This window comes from Psychroflexus planctonicus, assembly GCF_014640195.1.
Taxonomy (GTDB): domain Bacteria; phylum Bacteroidota; class Bacteroidia; order Flavobacteriales; family Flavobacteriaceae; genus Psychroflexus; species Psychroflexus planctonicus.
The window spans coordinates 165,689-183,076 of sequence record NZ_BMGM01000001.1; the positions used below are offsets into that span (position 1 = coordinate 165,689).

The 17,388-nt window shown below is 35.8% G+C and carries 17 protein-coding genes and 1 riboswitch; of the genes, 5 read left to right on the top strand and 12 right to left on the bottom strand.

What is annotated here, in order from left to right; all coding sequences use genetic code 11:
- Positions 1-52: 52 nt before the first annotated feature.
- The gene (locus tag IEV72_RS00820) at positions 53-877 is read right to left on the bottom strand and encodes a thymidylate synthase (RefSeq protein ID WP_188457176.1); all 825 of its coding nucleotides are present in this window, start codon (positions 875-877) and stop codon (positions 53-55) included.
- 421 nt (positions 878-1,298) lie between these two features.
- On the opposite strand from IEV72_RS00820, the gene IEV72_RS00825 reads away from it, so the two are divergent.
- The 3 genes from IEV72_RS00825 (at position 1,299) to IEV72_RS00835 (ending at position 4,035) form a co-directional block, all read left to right on the top strand.
- A complete protein-coding gene (locus IEV72_RS00825; RefSeq protein WP_188457177.1) occupies positions 1,299-2,018 on the top strand; it encodes a hypothetical protein in 720 nt (239 codons plus the stop codon).
- Between the two features lies 1 nt (position 2,019).
- Complete coding sequence (locus IEV72_RS00830; protein ID WP_188457178.1) at positions 2,020-2,667, top strand: hypothetical protein; 648 nt, start codon at positions 2,020-2,022, stop codon at positions 2,665-2,667.
- Positions 2,668-2,694: 27 nt separating this feature from the next.
- Positions 2,695-2,755: riboswitch (Fluoride riboswitch) on the top strand.
- A gap of 20 nt (positions 2,756-2,775) precedes the next feature.
- Entirely contained in the window at positions 2,776-4,035 is a 1,260-nt protein-coding gene (locus tag IEV72_RS00835; protein WP_229731752.1) for a voltage-gated chloride channel family protein, read from the top strand.
- 119 nt (positions 4,036-4,154) lie between these two features.
- On the opposite strand, the gene paaZ is transcribed toward IEV72_RS00835, so the two are convergent.
- From paaZ to IEV72_RS00860, 5 genes are all read right to left on the bottom strand, one after another.
- On the bottom strand, positions 4,155-6,665 hold the full coding sequence (gene paaZ, locus IEV72_RS00840; RefSeq protein WP_188457179.1) for a phenylacetic acid degradation bifunctional protein PaaZ: 2,511 nt from the start codon (positions 6,663-6,665) through the stop codon (positions 4,155-4,157).
- Positions 6,666-6,667: 2 nt separating this feature from the next.
- Positions 6,668-7,012: a type II toxin-antitoxin system PemK/MazF family toxin gene (locus IEV72_RS00845; protein ID WP_229731753.1), complete on the bottom strand. Its 345-nt coding sequence runs from the start codon at positions 7,010-7,012 to the stop codon at positions 6,668-6,670.
- Entirely contained in the window at positions 6,996-7,244 is a 249-nt protein-coding gene (locus tag IEV72_RS00850; protein ID WP_188457180.1) for a ribbon-helix-helix domain-containing protein, read from the bottom strand. Before IEV72_RS00850 ends, IEV72_RS00845 begins: the two co-directional genes overlap by 17 nt.
- Positions 7,245-7,477: 233 nt before the next feature.
- Positions 7,478-8,680, bottom strand: a complete 1,203-nt coding sequence (gene pcaF / locus IEV72_RS00855) for a 3-oxoadipyl-CoA thiolase (RefSeq protein ID WP_188457181.1) — start codon at positions 8,678-8,680, stop codon at positions 7,478-7,480.
- A gap of 150 nt (positions 8,681-8,830) precedes the next feature.
- Positions 8,831-11,092: a TonB-dependent receptor gene (locus IEV72_RS00860; RefSeq protein WP_188457182.1), complete on the bottom strand. Its 2,262-nt coding sequence runs from the start codon at positions 11,090-11,092 to the stop codon at positions 8,831-8,833.
- Between the two features lie 102 nt (positions 11,093-11,194).
- On the opposite strand from IEV72_RS00860, the gene IEV72_RS00865 reads away from it, so the two are divergent.
- Complete coding sequence (locus IEV72_RS00865) at positions 11,195-11,854, top strand: metal-dependent transcriptional regulator (protein ID WP_188457183.1); 660 nt, start codon at positions 11,195-11,197, stop codon at positions 11,852-11,854.
- The gene (locus IEV72_RS00870; RefSeq protein ID WP_188457184.1) at positions 11,854-12,675 is read left to right on the top strand and encodes a ZIP family metal transporter; all 822 of its coding nucleotides are present in this window, start codon (positions 11,854-11,856) and stop codon (positions 12,673-12,675) included. The genes IEV72_RS00865 and IEV72_RS00870 overlap by 1 nt, the downstream gene beginning before the upstream one ends.
- Before the next feature lie 58 nt (positions 12,676-12,733).
- Here the strand turns inward: IEV72_RS00870 and frr are convergent, their stop codons facing one another.
- The 6 genes from frr to rplM form a co-directional block, all read right to left on the bottom strand.
- Positions 12,734-13,288, bottom strand: a complete 555-nt coding sequence (gene frr / locus IEV72_RS00875; RefSeq protein WP_188457185.1) for a ribosome recycling factor — start codon at positions 13,286-13,288, stop codon at positions 12,734-12,736.
- Positions 13,289-13,306: 18 nt separating this feature from the next.
- Entirely contained in the window at positions 13,307-14,014 is a 708-nt protein-coding gene (pyrH, locus tag IEV72_RS00880) for a UMP kinase (RefSeq protein WP_188457186.1), read from the bottom strand.
- A 328-nt stretch (positions 14,015-14,342) separates the two neighbouring features.
- Positions 14,343-15,170, bottom strand: a complete 828-nt coding sequence (gene tsf / locus IEV72_RS00885; RefSeq protein WP_188457187.1) for a translation elongation factor Ts — start codon at positions 15,168-15,170, stop codon at positions 14,343-14,345.
- A gap of 67 nt (positions 15,171-15,237) precedes the next feature.
- Entirely contained in the window at positions 15,238-16,122 is an 885-nt protein-coding gene (rpsB, locus tag IEV72_RS00890; RefSeq protein WP_188457188.1) for a 30S ribosomal protein S2, read from the bottom strand.
- Between the two features lie 188 nt (positions 16,123-16,310).
- Positions 16,311-16,697 carry a 30S ribosomal protein S9 gene (gene rpsI, locus IEV72_RS00895; RefSeq protein WP_188457189.1) on the bottom strand — a complete coding sequence of 129 codons (387 nt, stop codon included), beginning with the start codon at positions 16,695-16,697 and terminating at the stop codon, positions 16,311-16,313.
- A complete protein-coding gene (gene rplM / locus IEV72_RS00900) occupies positions 16,698-17,153 on the bottom strand; it encodes a 50S ribosomal protein L13 (protein ID WP_188457190.1) in 456 nt (151 codons plus the stop codon).
- Positions 17,154-17,388 lie beyond the last annotated feature (235 nt).

The window sequence follows — 17,388 nt, forward strand, 5'->3', positions numbered from 1 at the left end:
ATGCTTAAACAAGTTTTTATGAAAGGCTAATCATCAAAAATTGAAGTCATTACTATATCGCGACTTTTCCTTTAATGTGCGGATGTGGATCGTAATTTTCTAAAGTGAAATCTTCAAAATTAAAATCGAAAATATTTTTAATATCAGGATTTAGCTTCATCGTGGGAAGCGATCTTGGCTCACGCGAAAGTTGAAGCTCCACTTGTTCCATATGATTATTGTAAATATGAGCGTCTCCAAAGGTGTGAATAAATTCGCCAGGCTGAAAACCGCAAACTTGTGCTACCATTAAAGTGAATAAAGCATAAGAAGCAATATTAAAAGGGACACCCAAAAACACATCTGCACTACGTTGATACAACTGGCAAGACAGTTTACCGTCAGCTACATAAAATTGAAAAAAGGCATGGCAAGGCGGCAAGGCAGCTTTTCCATTTTTTACATTTTCTTCAAATGAAACTGAAGTGTCGGGCATCACACTTGGATTCCAAGCAGAAACCAACATTCTACGTGAATTGGGATTATGCTTCAAGGTATGAATCAATTCCTTGATTTGATCGATTTCTTCGCTGTTCCAATTTCGCCATTGGTGGCCGTAAACCGGACCTAAATCACCGTTTTGGTCTGCCCATTCATTCCAAATACGCACGCCGTTTTCTTGCAGATACTTCACGTTGGTATCGCCTTTCAAAAACCAAAGCAATTCGTATATAATGGATTTTAAGTGAATTTTCTTGGTGGTAACCATCGGAAAACCTTGAGCTAAATCGAACCGCATTTGGTATCCAAAAACCGACTTGGTTCCCGTTCCCGTGCGATCGCCTTTCTGTACTCCGTGGTCTAAAATATGCTGAACTAAATCGTGGTATTGTTTCATAGTAATCTAAAAATTGTTTTCAAAAATAACTAGTCTAATTCAGTTTAGCTTCGTTTTAAGCAGTAAATTTCTTCAAAAAATATCTTCATTTACAAATAAATTATTGCAGCTTAACTCAACAGCATATCTATAAAATTAATATTAACCCGTAAATTCATTCAAAAAGTATCTACGTCTTGAAGCGACTAAGAAAAACTAGAATTTTCGTGCCTCAAATTTGAGTTTTTCTAAATCGGGTCCCGTCTCTGTTTTAATTCAAGAAGTTGAATTAAATTACAGAACCGAGGACTCTCGAATAAAACACGAAATAAAGATTTCTTTTATTCGGAGGTTAACCGCCAAAAACAACAGAATTATTAATATTAGTGAATAATGGCGGTTAAGTTTACATTAAGACAATTGTTATGGTTAAATTTAGCCCATGAAAAAGACATTGGTTGTTGTATTGGTTTGTTTAGTATGCAGCAGTTGCACCAAACTATACAATTTAAAAGAACGCTTAACCTTAGACGTGAGCGTAATAGATGAAAGCAATACGGAACTAGCTAATGTAAATATAGATGTGTTTGCAGACAACTATAGAAGTTTATTTTTACCCGATGTAGTACAAGGAATAAATCCTAAATTTCAACCACCGGATTATAACAACGATTTAATCAGCTTTGGTGAAACAGATTTAGATGGAAATGCCAGATTACATTTTCCTAGAGATGGTGGCGGTAGCAAGGACAACGATTATCAAGTCATTTTATCTAAAGATGAAGAAGGTAGAAAGCCACTCAGAATTTTCTTAAAAATTGATGACTTTCAGGATTTTTATGTTCAAATCCCTCCACAAAAACTTTATCTGCAAGCTGATTTGACACCGTTTTTGGTTTCCAGTAACTTAAGTGCAGACTACAGTTTAGTAGAATACGAACTGATTGGAGAAGTGGCTCATGATTTTATTACTGTTGATGAATTTTCGGCTCCCAAAAAATACACACAAGTACAAGAAATCATCGATGTACAAAAAAACCAAACACTTCAACTGAACTATACCTTGTTAGAAAATATACCAGGTAATTCTAACGAAATTACCTATCAGGTTTTTATTGAAATTGGAGAAGAACTCACCGAATATGCTATTGAAAATCCATAAAATGAAACATCTACTTTACCCGGTTATTTTTCTATTTTTCTTTTCCTTGAAGCCTGTTTTAGCACAAGAGAAAAACAGTATTAATCAGAATGAAATAAGCATTCAAAAAACGGATAACGATATTTTTGAAATGGGTTACATCGATTTTAGAATCATTTCGCCTACTGCCTTAGGAAATCATTTTTTAAATGAAGGCTATAATCAAGATGTTGCTGGCTTTGAATTGTATATGAATATCTATAAAGTTTATAATTTTAGAATTGGATTTGGACATTCTCGTTTTGGCTCTTCTTTAACCGATGCATCCTTGGCGGGCAATTTTAAACGCGCTAATTACCGAAGTTATTATGTACAAGTCTCCTATGCAATTTATCGAACCAATTTACTAGAAACAGGCTTAAATTTGGGTTATGGAATTAATTATTTTAGGCAAATTACACGTGGAGATCGTCGGGGAAGTTACAACACAGGTGAATTAAGAGCTGGCATTTACGGTCGCTATCAATTTGCTGAAAATTTTGGATTAAGTTTTGGGGCAAATTATTTAACTACAAATAAAGACATTAAAAGCTCAAATGTTGGCAAAGATTTATTTGGAAGTACGCATATAATTTATCCTTATATTGGTTTATATATCAATTTTGAATAGCATTTTATAATTTAATTTTATATTTGCTTTAAAATAGGCAATGATGTCTGCCTCGAACCGCCCAAACGCTAATGACGTCTACTTAACAAACTATATAAAGTAGTCATTTTGCGTACACAACAATTTTATCCGTATTTAAAAAAAGTAATTTCATACCTTTTAAAATGGACTTTGCTGAGCTTACTCGTTGGCAGCCTTGTTGGTAGCGCTTCCGCTTTTTTCTTAGTTGCCTTGAGATGGGCAACTCAATTCCGGGAAATGAATATCTGGGTAATTGTATGCTTGCCTTTAGGTGGTTTGTTAATTGGTTACATTTATTATTGGTTAGGCAAAGCAATAGAAAAAGGAAATAATTTGGTTTTGGAAGAATATTACCAACCCAACAAAACCATTCCTTTTAAAATGGCTCCTTTGGTTTTGTTTGGCACCGTAGCAACTCACTTTTTTGGTGGTTCAGCCGGTCGAGAAGGCACCGCCATACAAATGGGCGCGGCTATCGCCGATCAATTTTCTAAAATTCTGAAGCGTTTTCACCTCGATCGAAAGATTTTACTCATCATGGGAATAAGCGCTGGTTTTGCATCGGTTTTTGGAACACCGCTCGCTGGTTGTATTTTTGCATTAGAAGTTTTAGTGATTCGAAAAATAAATTGGAAAGCCATTTTTCCGAGTTTACTGGTTGCGTTAGTAGCCGATATTTTTTGTGCTCGAGGTTGGCAAGTTCCACATACGCATTACTACATTACAGAAATAGCCAATTACAGCATCATTAATTTACTTTGGGCCGTATTTGCGGGAGTTGCGTTTGGTTTTACTGCAATGGTATTTTCTAAATCGAAAGTATTCTTTAAAAATGTATTCCAAAAAATCAAGTTTGCACCACTTCGTCCTTTTATGGGTGGAATTGTAATTGCGCTTTTTGTATTTTCCATAGGAAGCACAAAATACTTGGGTTTAGGAATTCCGATTATTGAAGCGGCTTTTTCCAGTCCTTTAGAACCCTATGATTTTGCTATAAAAGTTCTTTTAACCGCTTTTACTTTAGGCGCAGGTTTTAAAGGTGGTGAAGTTACTCCGCTTTTCTTTATGGGCGCCACTTTGGGAAATGCCTTATTTTTATTTGTACCTCTGCCTATGTCTTTGTTAGCAGGAATGGGATTTGTAGCCGTTTTTGCAGGAGCAACCAACACGCCACTAGCTTGCATGGTTATGGGAATGGAATTATTTGGGGTAGAAGGTGGTGTTTTCATTGCTATAGCTTGTGTAACAGCTTATTTTGTTTCCGGTCAAACCAGTGTGTATACTTCACAAAATAAGAGCAAACTTAAACATGGATTGTATGCTTTTTTGAAATTGAAGAAGGTCTAGGGTTTTGAATAAATTATTGCATTTAGTATAACTTTTAATTCCCAATTTTAGCCACTAATACACGAATAACTATTCGTGCATCAGTGGCTTTATTTTAGAATTACTGTTGAAAATTTCTGCTATATCAACCCAAACTGCTCAAAGTGATGATTGAAATGTTTTCTATTTAAAAGCTTCCATTCAAAAGCGGTCAATTCGCCAAACACTGCATTTTTGGTGGTGGTATCTGGGTTTTCTCTAAAGAACACTTCGTAAGTTTCATAAGCTTCTAAAAGTGCTTTTTTGGCTTCATCTAAATTTTCGTGCTTCAAATCTTCCAATTCATCTTTCTTCATCAAAGGCATTTTGTAGCCTTGGGGCATTTTCTCGTAATTGTATAAAGTTTCTTGTACCTTTTCAATGTATTCATCTGGAGTGGCGACTTCAAAATCAGAAATTTCTCCTGTGGCAATTCGAAGTCCCATTTCCAAATGTTCCACCATGTGTTGTGGTGTCATCATTCCCCATTTGGCTTCGGCTTCTTCTGTTAGCGAATTCAATTTACTTTCAATAAAATCTTTATCTACTTCATGAAAGGTTTCTTGTTTTTTCTGAACCATGGTCAGAATGGTGGCAATGGCCACTAATTTATCTTCTTCTTCCACGGCTTCCACATCAAATACTTCTACATACCATTTTACGATGCCACTAGGCAGTTCTTTTCCTTTTGGGTCACGATCTACTTTTTCTTTGCAAGTCAATCGCACATTGATGGTATCATTGTGATACAAGGGTCTTAAAAAACGAATTTCTTCCAAACCGTAGTTTGCTGCCACTGGTCCTTTATTGGGATAAACGAATAATCCCGCTGCAGCGGAAATAATGAAATAACCGTGCGCCGTTCGTTGTTCAAAAATACTGCCTTCCAAAGAAGTGATGTCGGTGTGCGCATAAAAATGATCCCAAGTTAGGTTACCGAAATTGATGATGTCAGTATCCGTTAAAGTTCGGTTATGTGTTTTGAGCGACATGCCTGGCTGAATGTCTTCCCAATGGTAAGCAAACGGATGTTTTTCAGCTTCCTTGTATTTTGCTTTAGGCTGATAAATTCCTGTGATTTCCGTTAAAGTCGTCGGACTTCCTTGAATGGCACAACGCTGCATAAAATGTTTGATACCGCGTTTTCCACCCATTTCTTCGCCACCGCCAGCTCGTCCTGGACCACCGTGAACCAGGTTGGGCAATGGCGAACCATGACCTGTACTTTGTTTAGCCGATTCACGATTGATACACAAAATTCGACCATGATGTGAAGCAGCTTGTATGGTATAATCGCGAGCAATGGCATCGTCATTGGTAAAAATGGAACTCACCAAAGAACCTTTTCCTTTTTTTGAAAGTTGAATGGCTTCATCTAAGGTTTTGTAAGGCATCAAGGTACTTACAGGGCCAAAAGCTTCCGTAACATGAGCTGCTTCATTTTGAAACGGATGATCTTCTCTCATCACAATCGGTTTGATGAATGCTCCTTTCTCGAAATCGGCATTGATGGTTTCGGCAATATCAAAATTACCATAAACCATCTCCGCTGTTTTTGAAATTTCGCTGACTGCTTTTTTTACCGCTTCCACTTGCTTTTTATCGATAAGGCTTCCCATACGAACTTCCTTCAATCGTGGGTCGCCTAAAGTCACTTTATCCAACGCTTTTCCTAAAGCAATTTGTACGTCTTCAATTAAGGATTCAGGAACGATGGCACGACGAATTGCCGTACATTTCTGACCGCATTTTACCGTCATTTCATTTCGCACTTCTCGAATGAATAAGTCAAATTCAGGTGTCCCTGGAACAGCATCTTCACCTAAAATAGAAGCATTCAAAGAGTCCGCTTCCATGGTAAACGGTACAGATTCTTCTAACAATCTGGGGTGGTTTTTCAATAGTCGACCTGTTGAAGCTGAACCTGTAAAGGTGACGATGTCTTGAGATTCGACACTTTCTAGAATGGTTTTTTCCGTTCCTGAAATCAGCTGTAAAGCACCTTCAGGTAAAATTCCTGAAGCGATGATTTCTTTCACTACCGCTTCCGTTAAGTAAGCCGATTGTGGTGCAGGTAAAACTACAGCAGGAACACCAGCCATCCAGTTGACCGCGCATTTTTCCAACATTCCCCAAACTGGAAAGTTGAAGGCATTAATATGCACCGCGACACCTTCTTTAGGAACTAAAATGTGATGTGCCATAAATCGGCCACCGCGAGATAAATCGATAGGATCGCCTTCCACATCAAATGGCTGATTGGGGAATAATTTTCTTAAGGAAGCATTGGCAAACAGATTACCAAAACCACCATCGATATCAAACCATGAATCCATTTTGGTTGCTCCTGTTCGGTAGCTTAATTCGTAAAAGGCTCTTTTTTTCTTTTGAAGGTAAAATGCTAAAGATTTCAGCATATTTCCGCGTTCTTGGAAAGTCATTTTACGAAGTGTGTCCCCTTTTTCTCGACCGTAAGCCAAGACTTCAGGAATGTTGAATCCTTCAACATTTACCGAAGTAAAATGTTCGCCGGTAATGGAGTCATAAATCGGTTGACCTTCGCCTTCGCCGCTTGTCCATTTTCCTTGTATGTAACTTTGAGTGGTTTGCATGTTTAGTATTTTAGAATTTTATTGAGTGTTTCTTTAATTTTTTCTAGTTCTTTATTAGAAATTCTACCAACCTTTTTTTTGAATCTTAATTTAGATAAGGAACGAGCATGAAATACCATAATCTCAGATTCTTTTTCTAGACCATTAGTTTCATTAGGCGTCAAAATAGGATGCCCTTTATAATTTTTGATAGAAGAAGTAATAGGACATACTATAACTACATTGAAAAATTCATTCATAGTATCACCACTAATTACAACAGCAGGTCTATTTCCAGCTTGCTCACTTCCGACTATTGGGTCAAAATGAACCTGCCAGATTTCTTTTTGCCTAATTTTCATTTTCATAATCTAATAGCATTTGAAAATAATCTGCCATACCTTCTTCTGCCATAGCCATCATATCTTTATCCTTGGCTGCCCTTTGAAAAGACTTTCTATAAGCTGCTTTATCTAATTCTTCTAAATATACTTCAACAGCCTTTTCTATGATTTTGTTTTTAGGCATTTTCAGATTTTCTGAAGCTTTTGCAAGCTCTGTTAGAAGTTGATCGGGTAATGTTGATGTGTAAGTTGCCATTATCAAAATTTTAATTTAAATATAAAAAATATTTACATATCATATTTAAAAAGTATAAACATAGTCGTGAACTTGTTTATCAATTATGAATCACTGACTCCTATTCTTTAGAACATTCACCACAGAGCCTGTCCCGACTTTTCGGGAGACACAAACTACACAGAGCGCTTAAGTATTTCAATAAGAATAGTAAACCGAAAATTTGCTCTCGGGACTTCGTTTCACTCAGCATACTAAACTCTTTCAATAACAGCAGCATAGCCTTGACCAACTCCTACACACATAGTGATGAGTGCATACTTTTTATCAGTCAATTGAAGCTGAAGCGCTGCCGTATGTGCTAATCTTGCGCCGGTAACACCTAATGGATGACCGATGGCAATGGCGCCACCATTGGGATTGATTCTTGGGTCGTCGTCTTTTAAACCCCAAGCGCGAATGCAGGCCAAAGCTTGTGCAGCAAAGGCTTCATTTAATTCGATAATATCCATATCTCCCATGCTTAAGCCTGCTTTTTTCAAGGCTTTGTTGGAAGCTTCAACTGGACCGATGCCCATAATTCGTGGCTCCACTCCAACCACGGCTGAACTTAAAATTTTAGCCATGGGTTTCAACTTATATTTATCGACTGCTTGTTGTGAAGCTACAATCGTAGCTGCAGCTCCATCGTTTAGTCCTGAAGCATTTCCAGCAGTAACACTTCCTTCTTTTCGAAAAGCTGGTCGTAATTTGCCTAAAATTTCGAGTTTGGTTTGTGGTTTAATGAATTCATCTTGAGCAAAAATTAAATCGTCTTGCTTTCTACGTGGAATACTAACCGCCACAATTTCTTTAGCTAATCTTCCATTTTCTTGTGCTTTTGCTGCTTTCATTTGCGAATGGTAAGCAAACGCATCTTGATCTTCGCGTGAAATTTTATGAATATCGACTAAATTTTCAGCTGTCATGCCCATACCATCGGTGCCGTACATTTCTTCCATTTTAGGATTCACAAAACGCCATCCAAAACTGGTATCGTACATTTTGGCGTCGTTTCCATACGCCGATGATGTTTTAGATATAGCAAAAGGTCCACGCGTCATGTGTTCTACGCCTCCAGCAATAAATAAATCTCCATCGCCCGCTTTTATGGCTCGGTTGGCGTGAATGATGGCCGAAAGTCCACTGCTACACAATCTATTCACAGTTTCACCAGGAACGGAATGCGGCAAACCCGCTAAAAGTGAACACATTCTAGCTACGTTTCGGTTGTCTTCTCCAGCTTGATTGGCACAACCTAAAATCACATCATCAAAAGCTTCTTTTGGAATATTGACATTTCGTTTTACAATTTCTTTAATTACCAAAGCGCCTAAATCGTCTGTTCGTACTGGCGAAAGTGTTCCTTTGTAATTTCCGATTGGGGTTCGAATTCCATCTATAATATATGCATCCATTGCGTATTCTTTAATTTTAGTTCAAATATGAATTATTGATTTGCTAAAATTAAAATATTTAGACTGAAAACTGAAGATATTCAATTAGATTTTAAAATTTTGATTTGTTCACAGCAAACATTTCATAAAAGAAAATTTGAATTTACTTAATTAAAACTGAAACCTAAGGTTTAGCATTATATTCCTCCCAGGACTAGTTACGCTATTAGCTCGTAAAAGAGACATGTGGTCTACGTAAGTTTCATTTAAAAGATTATTTCCTGTAAGACCAACTTGAAGTTCATTAGCGCCTAATTCAAAGTAATGAGAAACGCCTAAGTTGAATAAAGTATATCCATCCGTTTGCTCTTCATTAAAACCAGGGCGACTTTGCTCACCGATTAGTCTCAGTCCAGCTGAAAAAGTAGTGGGAGTGTTGAAGGGCAACCAATTTACATTAAAATTCATATTATCCGGCGGAATAAAAGTCAACGGTTCATCTATATCTACATTATCGCCACGCACCATCGCACCCGATAAATTAAAACGTAAGGAATTATTGGAAAAAGGAATGTATTGAAAATTAAATTCACCCCCATAAAGTCGTGCATCAACTTGTTGGTAAGTCCAAATGTTCATGCCTGTTTCTGGTTCGGTTTGGTCTGAAGATGAAAAAAAGATGTAATTATCTACCAAGCTACTAAAAACAGAAAGCGATGCAGAGAATTGCTGATGGGTGTATTCATAATTGATATCAGCTTGATAGCTTTGTTCTCTATCAAAATTAGCATTACCAATTTCAAAACGCGTAGTTCCGGGATGTGAGCCATTCGAAAATAACTCTGCTAAATCAGGAGTTCGAAATCCAGTAGAGATATTGGTTTTTACTTTGTGTTTATTCATGGTTTTGCTGACTCCTAAAGAACCCGTAATTCCATCAAAAGAAGAAGATAGTTTTCTGTTTTCAGGTTCACCTGGCAATATAAAACCATCGTTAATTAAAGCTTGAGAACTTGCATCTGCAGTAACTTCTCGAAAATCGTAACGCAAAGCTCCTTGAAAAAAATAGTCTTTCACTTCATATTCTGCCATATAGTAAACGCCTGTTTCAAAAAAACTGGCATCTGGCACTAAAAATTCTTGTGCTTCATCTAGGTTTTTATTGTTTAAAAAACTTCCTTGCAATCCAAAACTGTGTTTAATTTTGGTGTTGGTTAAACTAATTCTTCCATTATAAAACGTATGCATTTGTCGAAATCCTAAATCTACTTCATCAAAAGCTTCTTCTATTTCTTTACGGGTGTTGACGTGATGTGAAAGATGCAATGAAGTTTCAAAATTTTCATGTTGTGTACTTTGCTTATAGGATAACAAATAGTCTTTTACTTCTTGAAAAGGAAGCTGCATAGAACGATCGTTTCGAGATGTAGCTAAAGATGAATCATCTTGCATTTCATTTTCACTGATAATGCCTAAATTTTGATTATGAAATGTAAAAGAAAGTTTATTTTGAAATTGCTCCTTTTCTATACCAGTATGCAAACGAATTGAGCTTGTATTGAAGCGCGAATTGCCAATTATTCTTCCATCACCATCTTTGTAATCTGCATGATTTTCATAAGCTAAATCGGTAGCAAAATAAAAATCGTTTTCTAATTTTTTACCAATTGAAGCAAATGTCCTGTATCCATTGGAAATGGAATTGAAACTTGAACCCACATTTCCAGTCCAATCCGTAGATTTTAAGTAATCTTCGTTATCTTTTATTAACAAAACTCCACCTAAAGCTCCTGAGCCGTATAAAACTGAAGCTGGACCTTTAATGACATCTACTCTGTCTACACCTAAGTCGTTGACGCCTAAACCGTGGTCTGCTCCCCATTGCTGGTTTTCAAGTTTATTGCCTTGAAAAACGGTAACCACACGAGAAAATCCAAGACCGCGAATAAAGGGCTTGACAATACCTTGACCAAATTCAGCTCCGTACACACCCGGAACTTCGCGAAGCGTTCCCATTAGTCCATTTGGTGAACTTTTTTGCTGAATTGCTCCCATGGAAACACTTGTAAAACTGTAAGGTGTTTTAGAACTAATTCCGGATTGTTCATCTAAAATAATAACTTCATCTAAGGCGTCTTCAGGTATTTGTAACAGAATATCAAGTTTCATAAGTTGACTTGGCTTCAATTCAATTTCCTTTTGAAATAGCTCGTATCCAATAGCCTGAACTTGAAGTGTGTATTTACCTGGCTTGACGTCTTTAAACTGAAAGCCTTTCTCCAAAATTTCAGCATCAACCGAACTACCGATTAACTTAGCATCAAAAAAAACATCAAATCCATCTTCGGTTGAAACATTTACATCTAAAGTTGCATTTTGAGCAAAACTGAAAAAACCAATGCATAAAAAGAAACTTATAACACAATATTTCATTTACAATAAATTTATTTTTAGTCAAACCTAAATATATTTAATTTATGATACAAACATTAATTTAGTTTTATAAAAATATTATATTTGTATAAAATAATTTTGATGTTTAGTTTATCTGAAGAAAATTATCTAAAAGCCATTTTTCATTTAGAAAAAAAGATAAATGCGGAAGTAAGTACGAATGCATTAGCAGAAGAAATGAATAGCAAAGCATCTTCTGTAACCGATATGCTAAAAAAAATGGCCGACAAAGACTTGGTCATTTACAAGAAATACCAAGGTGTAAAACTAAGCGAACTCGGCAGAAAAACAGCTGTTGAAATAATTAGAAAACACCGATTATGGGAAGTTTTTTTAGTTGAAAAACTCAATTTTTCTTGGGATGAAGTTCATGATGTAGCTGAAGAGTTAGAGCACATCAAGTCTAAAAAATTAATTACCGAGTTAGATAATTTCTTAGGAAATCCAAAACGAGACCCGCATGGCGACCCCATACCTGATGCAAGTGGAAACTTTTTAGTTGTAAACAAAGCCATATTAAAAAACCTAAATGTCAGTGAAAAAGGAATTTTTGTAGGTGTAAAAGATTCTTCTGTTGAATTTTTACAATATTTAGATAAAAATGAAATTGCCTTGGGAAAAAGCATCAAAGTAATTGAAAAAGAAGCCTTTGATGGATCCATGCGTATTCAAATTGAAAATGATCAAACCGTGAATATTTCTGAACAAGTCAGTGAAAATTTATATATAAAATCTATTTAATGAATGAAATCATTACATTTTTTAGTAACCTAGACCCTGTTTTAGCTGCGCTCTATGCTACTTTGTTTACTTGGTTATTAACCGCTGTTGGTGCTTCTTCAGTGTTTTTTATCAAAAAAATGAATCGTGTATTTTTTGATGGAACATTGGGGTTTACTGGTGGGGTTATGATTGCTGCCAGTTTTTGGAGTTTGTTAGCGCCAGCTATAGAAATGAGTGAAGGAGATGGTTTTACCAAAGTTTGGCCAAGTGCAATTGGATTTGCTTTGGGAGCGATATTTATTTTTGGTTTAGACAAAGTCTTACCACACCTTCATGTCAATTTTAGAGAAAGTAGAAAAGAAGGAATTAAAACACCTTGGCATAAATCGGTTTTGCTCACCTTAGCAATCACTTTGCATAATATTCCTGAAGGACTTGCGGTTGGCGTTTTGTTTGGCGGAGCAGCTGCTGGCATTGAAGGTGCAAGCATTGGTGGTGCTGTTGCATTGGCGCTTGGTATTGGAATTCAAAATTTACCTGAAGGTTTTGCGGTTGCCGTACCACTACGAGGATTAGGTTTAAGTAAATTGAAAAGCTTCAATTATGGACAACTCTCTGCTATTGTTGAACCTTTTGCGGCGGTATTAGGTGCTTGGGCTGTTTTGAGCTTTACAGAAATATTGCCTTATGCGCTAAGTTTTGCAGCAGGAGCGATGATTTTTGTGGTTATTGAAGAAGTAATACCAGAATCCCAATTGGAAAAAAACACAGATATTGCTACACTAGGATTTGTAGGTGGCTTTATTTTGATGATGATTTTAGATGTAGCATTGGGCTAAACAAAAAAGTCAACTTATAGAAAAGTTGACTTTTCATGTTTAGATATAGTAATGAAACTTAAACCTTCATAATTTCAGCATCTTTAGCTTCATACACTTTATCGATATCTGCAATGTATTTATCGGTAAGTTTTTGCACTTCATCTTCTGCATCCTTCAGCATATCTTCTGATATGTCTAGTTTTTTCAACTCAGCATTGGCGTTTCTTCGGGTATTTCTAACTCCAATTTTAGCTTCTTCAGCTTCCGATTTAGCTTGTTTAGAAAGTTCTCTTCTTCGTTCTTCTGTTAGAGGCGGAACATTTATAATTACGCTTTCACCATTATTCATCGGGTTAAAACCTAAATTAGCATTCATAATTGCCTTTTCAATTTCTTGAATTAAAGATTTTTCGAAAGGTTGAACCGATAAGGTTTGTGCATCTGGTGTATTGATGTTACTCACTTGGCTTAAAGGCGTCATGCTTCCGTAGTATTCTACTTGAACACCGCTGAGCATTGTTGGGTTAGCTTTGCCTGCTCTAATGTTTACGTATTGCTTTCTGAGGTGCTTCACTGCACCTTGCATATCATCTTCTGTAGATTCTATAATAAAGTCAACTTCTTCATTCATGGCTTACGATATATATTTTTATAAATTTACTTTGGTTCCAATATTCTCTCCAGAAATTACTTTTTGTAAATTTCCTCTTGTATTCATATCGAATACAATTATGGGTAATTCGTTTTCTTGACTTAAAGTAAACGCAGTAGTATCCATTACTTTCAAACCTTTTCTGAGTACATCATCAAAAGTAATAAAATCAAATTTAGTTGCTTTTACGTCCTTTTCAGGATCTGATGTATAAATTCCATCTACTCGAGTTCCTTTTAAAATAACATCTGCTTCAATTTCAATTGCACGCAGAACGGCTGCAGAATCTGTGGTAAAATAAGGATTACCAGTTCCTCCACCAAAAATAACAACTCTTCCTTTCTCAAGATGGCGCATGGCTTTTCTTCTAATAAAAGGCTCTGCAACTTCATTTATTTTAATAGCAGATTGCAGCCTAGTTTGTATTCCTGCATCTTCACAAGCACTTTGTAAGGCCAAGCCATTAATTACAGTAGCCAACATTCCCATGTGATCGCCTTGTACCCGATCCATTCCTTTACTCGCTCCCGCTATACCTCGGAAAATATTACCTCCACCAATTACTATTGCAACTTCAACACCTTGATCTACAATCGATTTTATTTCGCTTGCATACTCTGCTAAACGTTCTGGATCTATCCCATAACTTCGATTTCCCATTAAGGCTTCACCAGATAGTTTCAATAATATTCGTTTGTATTGCATAAATTGGAATTTGTTTGCAAAAGTACATTATTTTTTAATATTGAAATCATCAAATAAAGCATAGATATTTCTTATAAAATTTCACAAAACTAAATAAGGTAAATATAAGGTCTCATTGTTTTTATTAAGTTAGAAATATGTTCATTCACTCAAAAATGATTAATTGTTTCATCTCTTTTGCTCATGCAATTTAGCCACACTAAAACTACTTGATTGCCTATTACTAATTTGATTGAAATCGTAAGTTTTTCAATATTTCTTAAAATTTAAATCAATAAAAAAACCGCTTCAAATTGAAGCGGTTTCACATATATAACTCAATTAAAAATTAACCTAGTGCTACTCTTTCAAAAGCAGTAATTTCAACATCTTTACCAAGTGTATTTTGCACATGGTCTGATACGCTTATTTTACTATCTTTAATGAAAGCTTGATGCACTAATGTATTGTCTTTAAAGAATCGCTGAATTTTTCCTTTTACAATTTTATCCAACATATTTTCAGGCTTACCTTCTTGACGTAATTGGTCTTTAGCAATCTCTGTTTCGCGCTCAATGGTTTCGGTATCTACACCATCTTCATTTAAAGCAACTGGATTCATTGCTGCTGCTTGCATAGAAACTTCTTTTGCTACTTCTTCTGCTCCGTCTGCAGATTTAGACAAACCAGTTAAAACCCCAATTTTATTACCTGCATGAATGTATGAACCAACAAATGGAGCTTCTAGAGTTCTAAAATCGCCTATTTCGATTTTTTCGCCAATAACACCAGTTTGTTCAGTTAGTTTTTCTTCTACGCTAATACCCTTATAATCTTGCTTTAGTAATTCTTCTTTTGAAGATACCGATAAAGCTAAATCTGCAAAATCATTTGCCATTTTAACAAAGTCGTCATTTTTAGCAACGAAATCTGTTTCACAATTTAGGGAAACAATCACCCCTTTGTTAGCTTCAGCATTTACTTTGGCAATTACAGCACCTTCGCTAGACTCTCTGTCTGCTCTTTTAGCAGCCACTTTTTGTCCTTTTTTACGAAGCACTTCTATCGCCTTGTCAAAATCGCCTTCGGCTTCTACAAGTGCTTTTTTGCAGTCCATCATACCTGCACCTGTACTTTTTCTTAATTTGTTTACTTCTGCAGCAGTTATTTTAGCCATAATTCTATTTTTTAAGAAAGTCGCTTAGTAAAACTAAACGACTTGAAGTATTTTTATTTGTTTAAAATTATTCTGATTTAGCAGACTCTTCTTTAGAAGCTTTTGCATCTTCAGCTTTAGCTGCCTTTTCAGGAGTTGCTTTTGCTTCTGCTTTAGGCGTTTTTGCTTCGTCTGCTTCTTTAGCTTCTTTTACTTCTTGAGCTTTTTCTGCTTTCTTAGTTTCTTTAGCATCTTTTGCTTCTGCTTTCTCCTTTTTTTCTTCTTTACGAGAAGTAATTCCATCTATAATAGCATCGGCAACATAGCTTACTACTTTTTCAATAGACTTAGAAGCATCATCGTTAGAAGGAATTGCATAATCTACTTCACGTGGATCTGAATTGGTGTCTACCATTGCAAAGATAGGAATGTTTAATTTGTGTGCTTCTTTAACTGCAATGTGTTCACGCATGGTATCCACAACAAAAATTGCACCTGGAAGTCTAGTCATGTCGGAGATAGAACCTAAGTTTTTTTCCAACTTTGCTTTCATACGGTCAACTTGTAAACGTTCTTTTTTAGAAAGTGAATTAAAAGTTCCATCTTTCTTCATGCGGTCTACTGCAGCCATTTTCTTAACCGATTTTCTAATGGTTACGAAGTTGGTTAACATACCACCAGGCCAACGCTCAGTAATATAAGGCATGTCAGCACGCTCAGCTTGTTGAGATACAATTTCTTTTGCTTGTTTTTTGGTAGCAACAAAAAGGATTTTTCTGCCACTTGCAGCAATCTTGGCTAAAGCAGTTCCTGCTTCTTCCATTTTTGCTACGGTTTTGTATAAGTTGATAATATGAATTCCGTTACGCTCCATGTAAACGTAAGGTGCCATATTTGGATTCCATCTTCTAGTCAGGTGACCAAAATGAACTCCAGAATCAAGTAATTCTTTTACTTCTATTTGTTTTGCCATTTTTTGTAATAGTTTACGTTCTGTTGAGATAGCAATAAATAAGTGGCAATAAAAATTGGCCTTATTTATTTAGATGCTAAACTAACTTTTCGCTTAAAGCGAAATTGAACAGCTGTTTTTTAATAATTTTTGAACTTTTCAAAAAGACCACGAGAGCCTTGATGACATCTTCAATTGAATTGAAAATATTAACGTTTTGAGAATTGAAATTTCTTTCTCGCTTTCTTCTGACCAAATTTCTTACGTTCAACCATTCTTGGGTCTCTAGTAAGTAATCCTTCTGGTTTCAGCGCGCCTCTATGCTCAATATCAATGTGGCATAAAGCTCTAGAAATTGCTAAACGAATTGCTTCAGCTTGACCAGTTATCCCGCCGCCGAATACATTTACATTTACATTGTAACTTCCTTCGGTACCTGTAAGTAAGAAAGGCTGATTTACTTTATACACTAATTGTGCAGTTGTAAAATAGTCTTTTGCTTCTTTACCATTTACCTTTACTTCACCTTTACCATCTGAAAGATAAATACGAGCTACGGCTGTTTTTCTACGACCTATCTTGTGAATTGTTTCCATTTACACGAGTTCGTTTAAATTAATGTTTTTGGGTTTCTGAGCATCTAATCCGTGCTCTTCCCCAACTACTACTCTCAAATTTCTGAATAAAGCAGCTCCTAATTTGTTTTTAGGTAACATGCCTTTAACTGATTTTTCTACAAGACGCTCTGGTCCTTTTCCGAACATTTCAGTTGCATTCATACTTCTTTGCCCACCTGGGTAACCTGTGTAACGCAAATATTCTTTGTCGTCCCATTTTTTTCCCGTCAAGTTGATTTTCTCTGCATTGATAACAATTACGTTATCTCCACAATCTACGTGAGGTGTAAAATTTGGCTTGTGTTTACCACGAAGAAATTTGGCTACAACAGAAGAAAGACGTCCTAGAGACTGTCCTTCTGCATCTACTAACAACCATTCTTTTTCTACGGTTTTTTTGTTAGCTGATACCGTTTTGTAACTTAATGTATCCACACTTTTAAATTTACTAATTAAACATTCCTTTCCTAAAAAATTTTAGGAGTGCAAATGTACAATTAATAATTTTAAATTCAAGTTGTTGTTTGTAATAATTTAAATTGCTCGTAATCAAAGTTAAACATCTATTGTTTAAGATCTGAAAAATCAGCTACCTTAAGCATTTTAAAGCTTAATAAAATTAGTACTGCTCTAACAACTACAAATTTAACAAGCTTTGATATCACTTTCG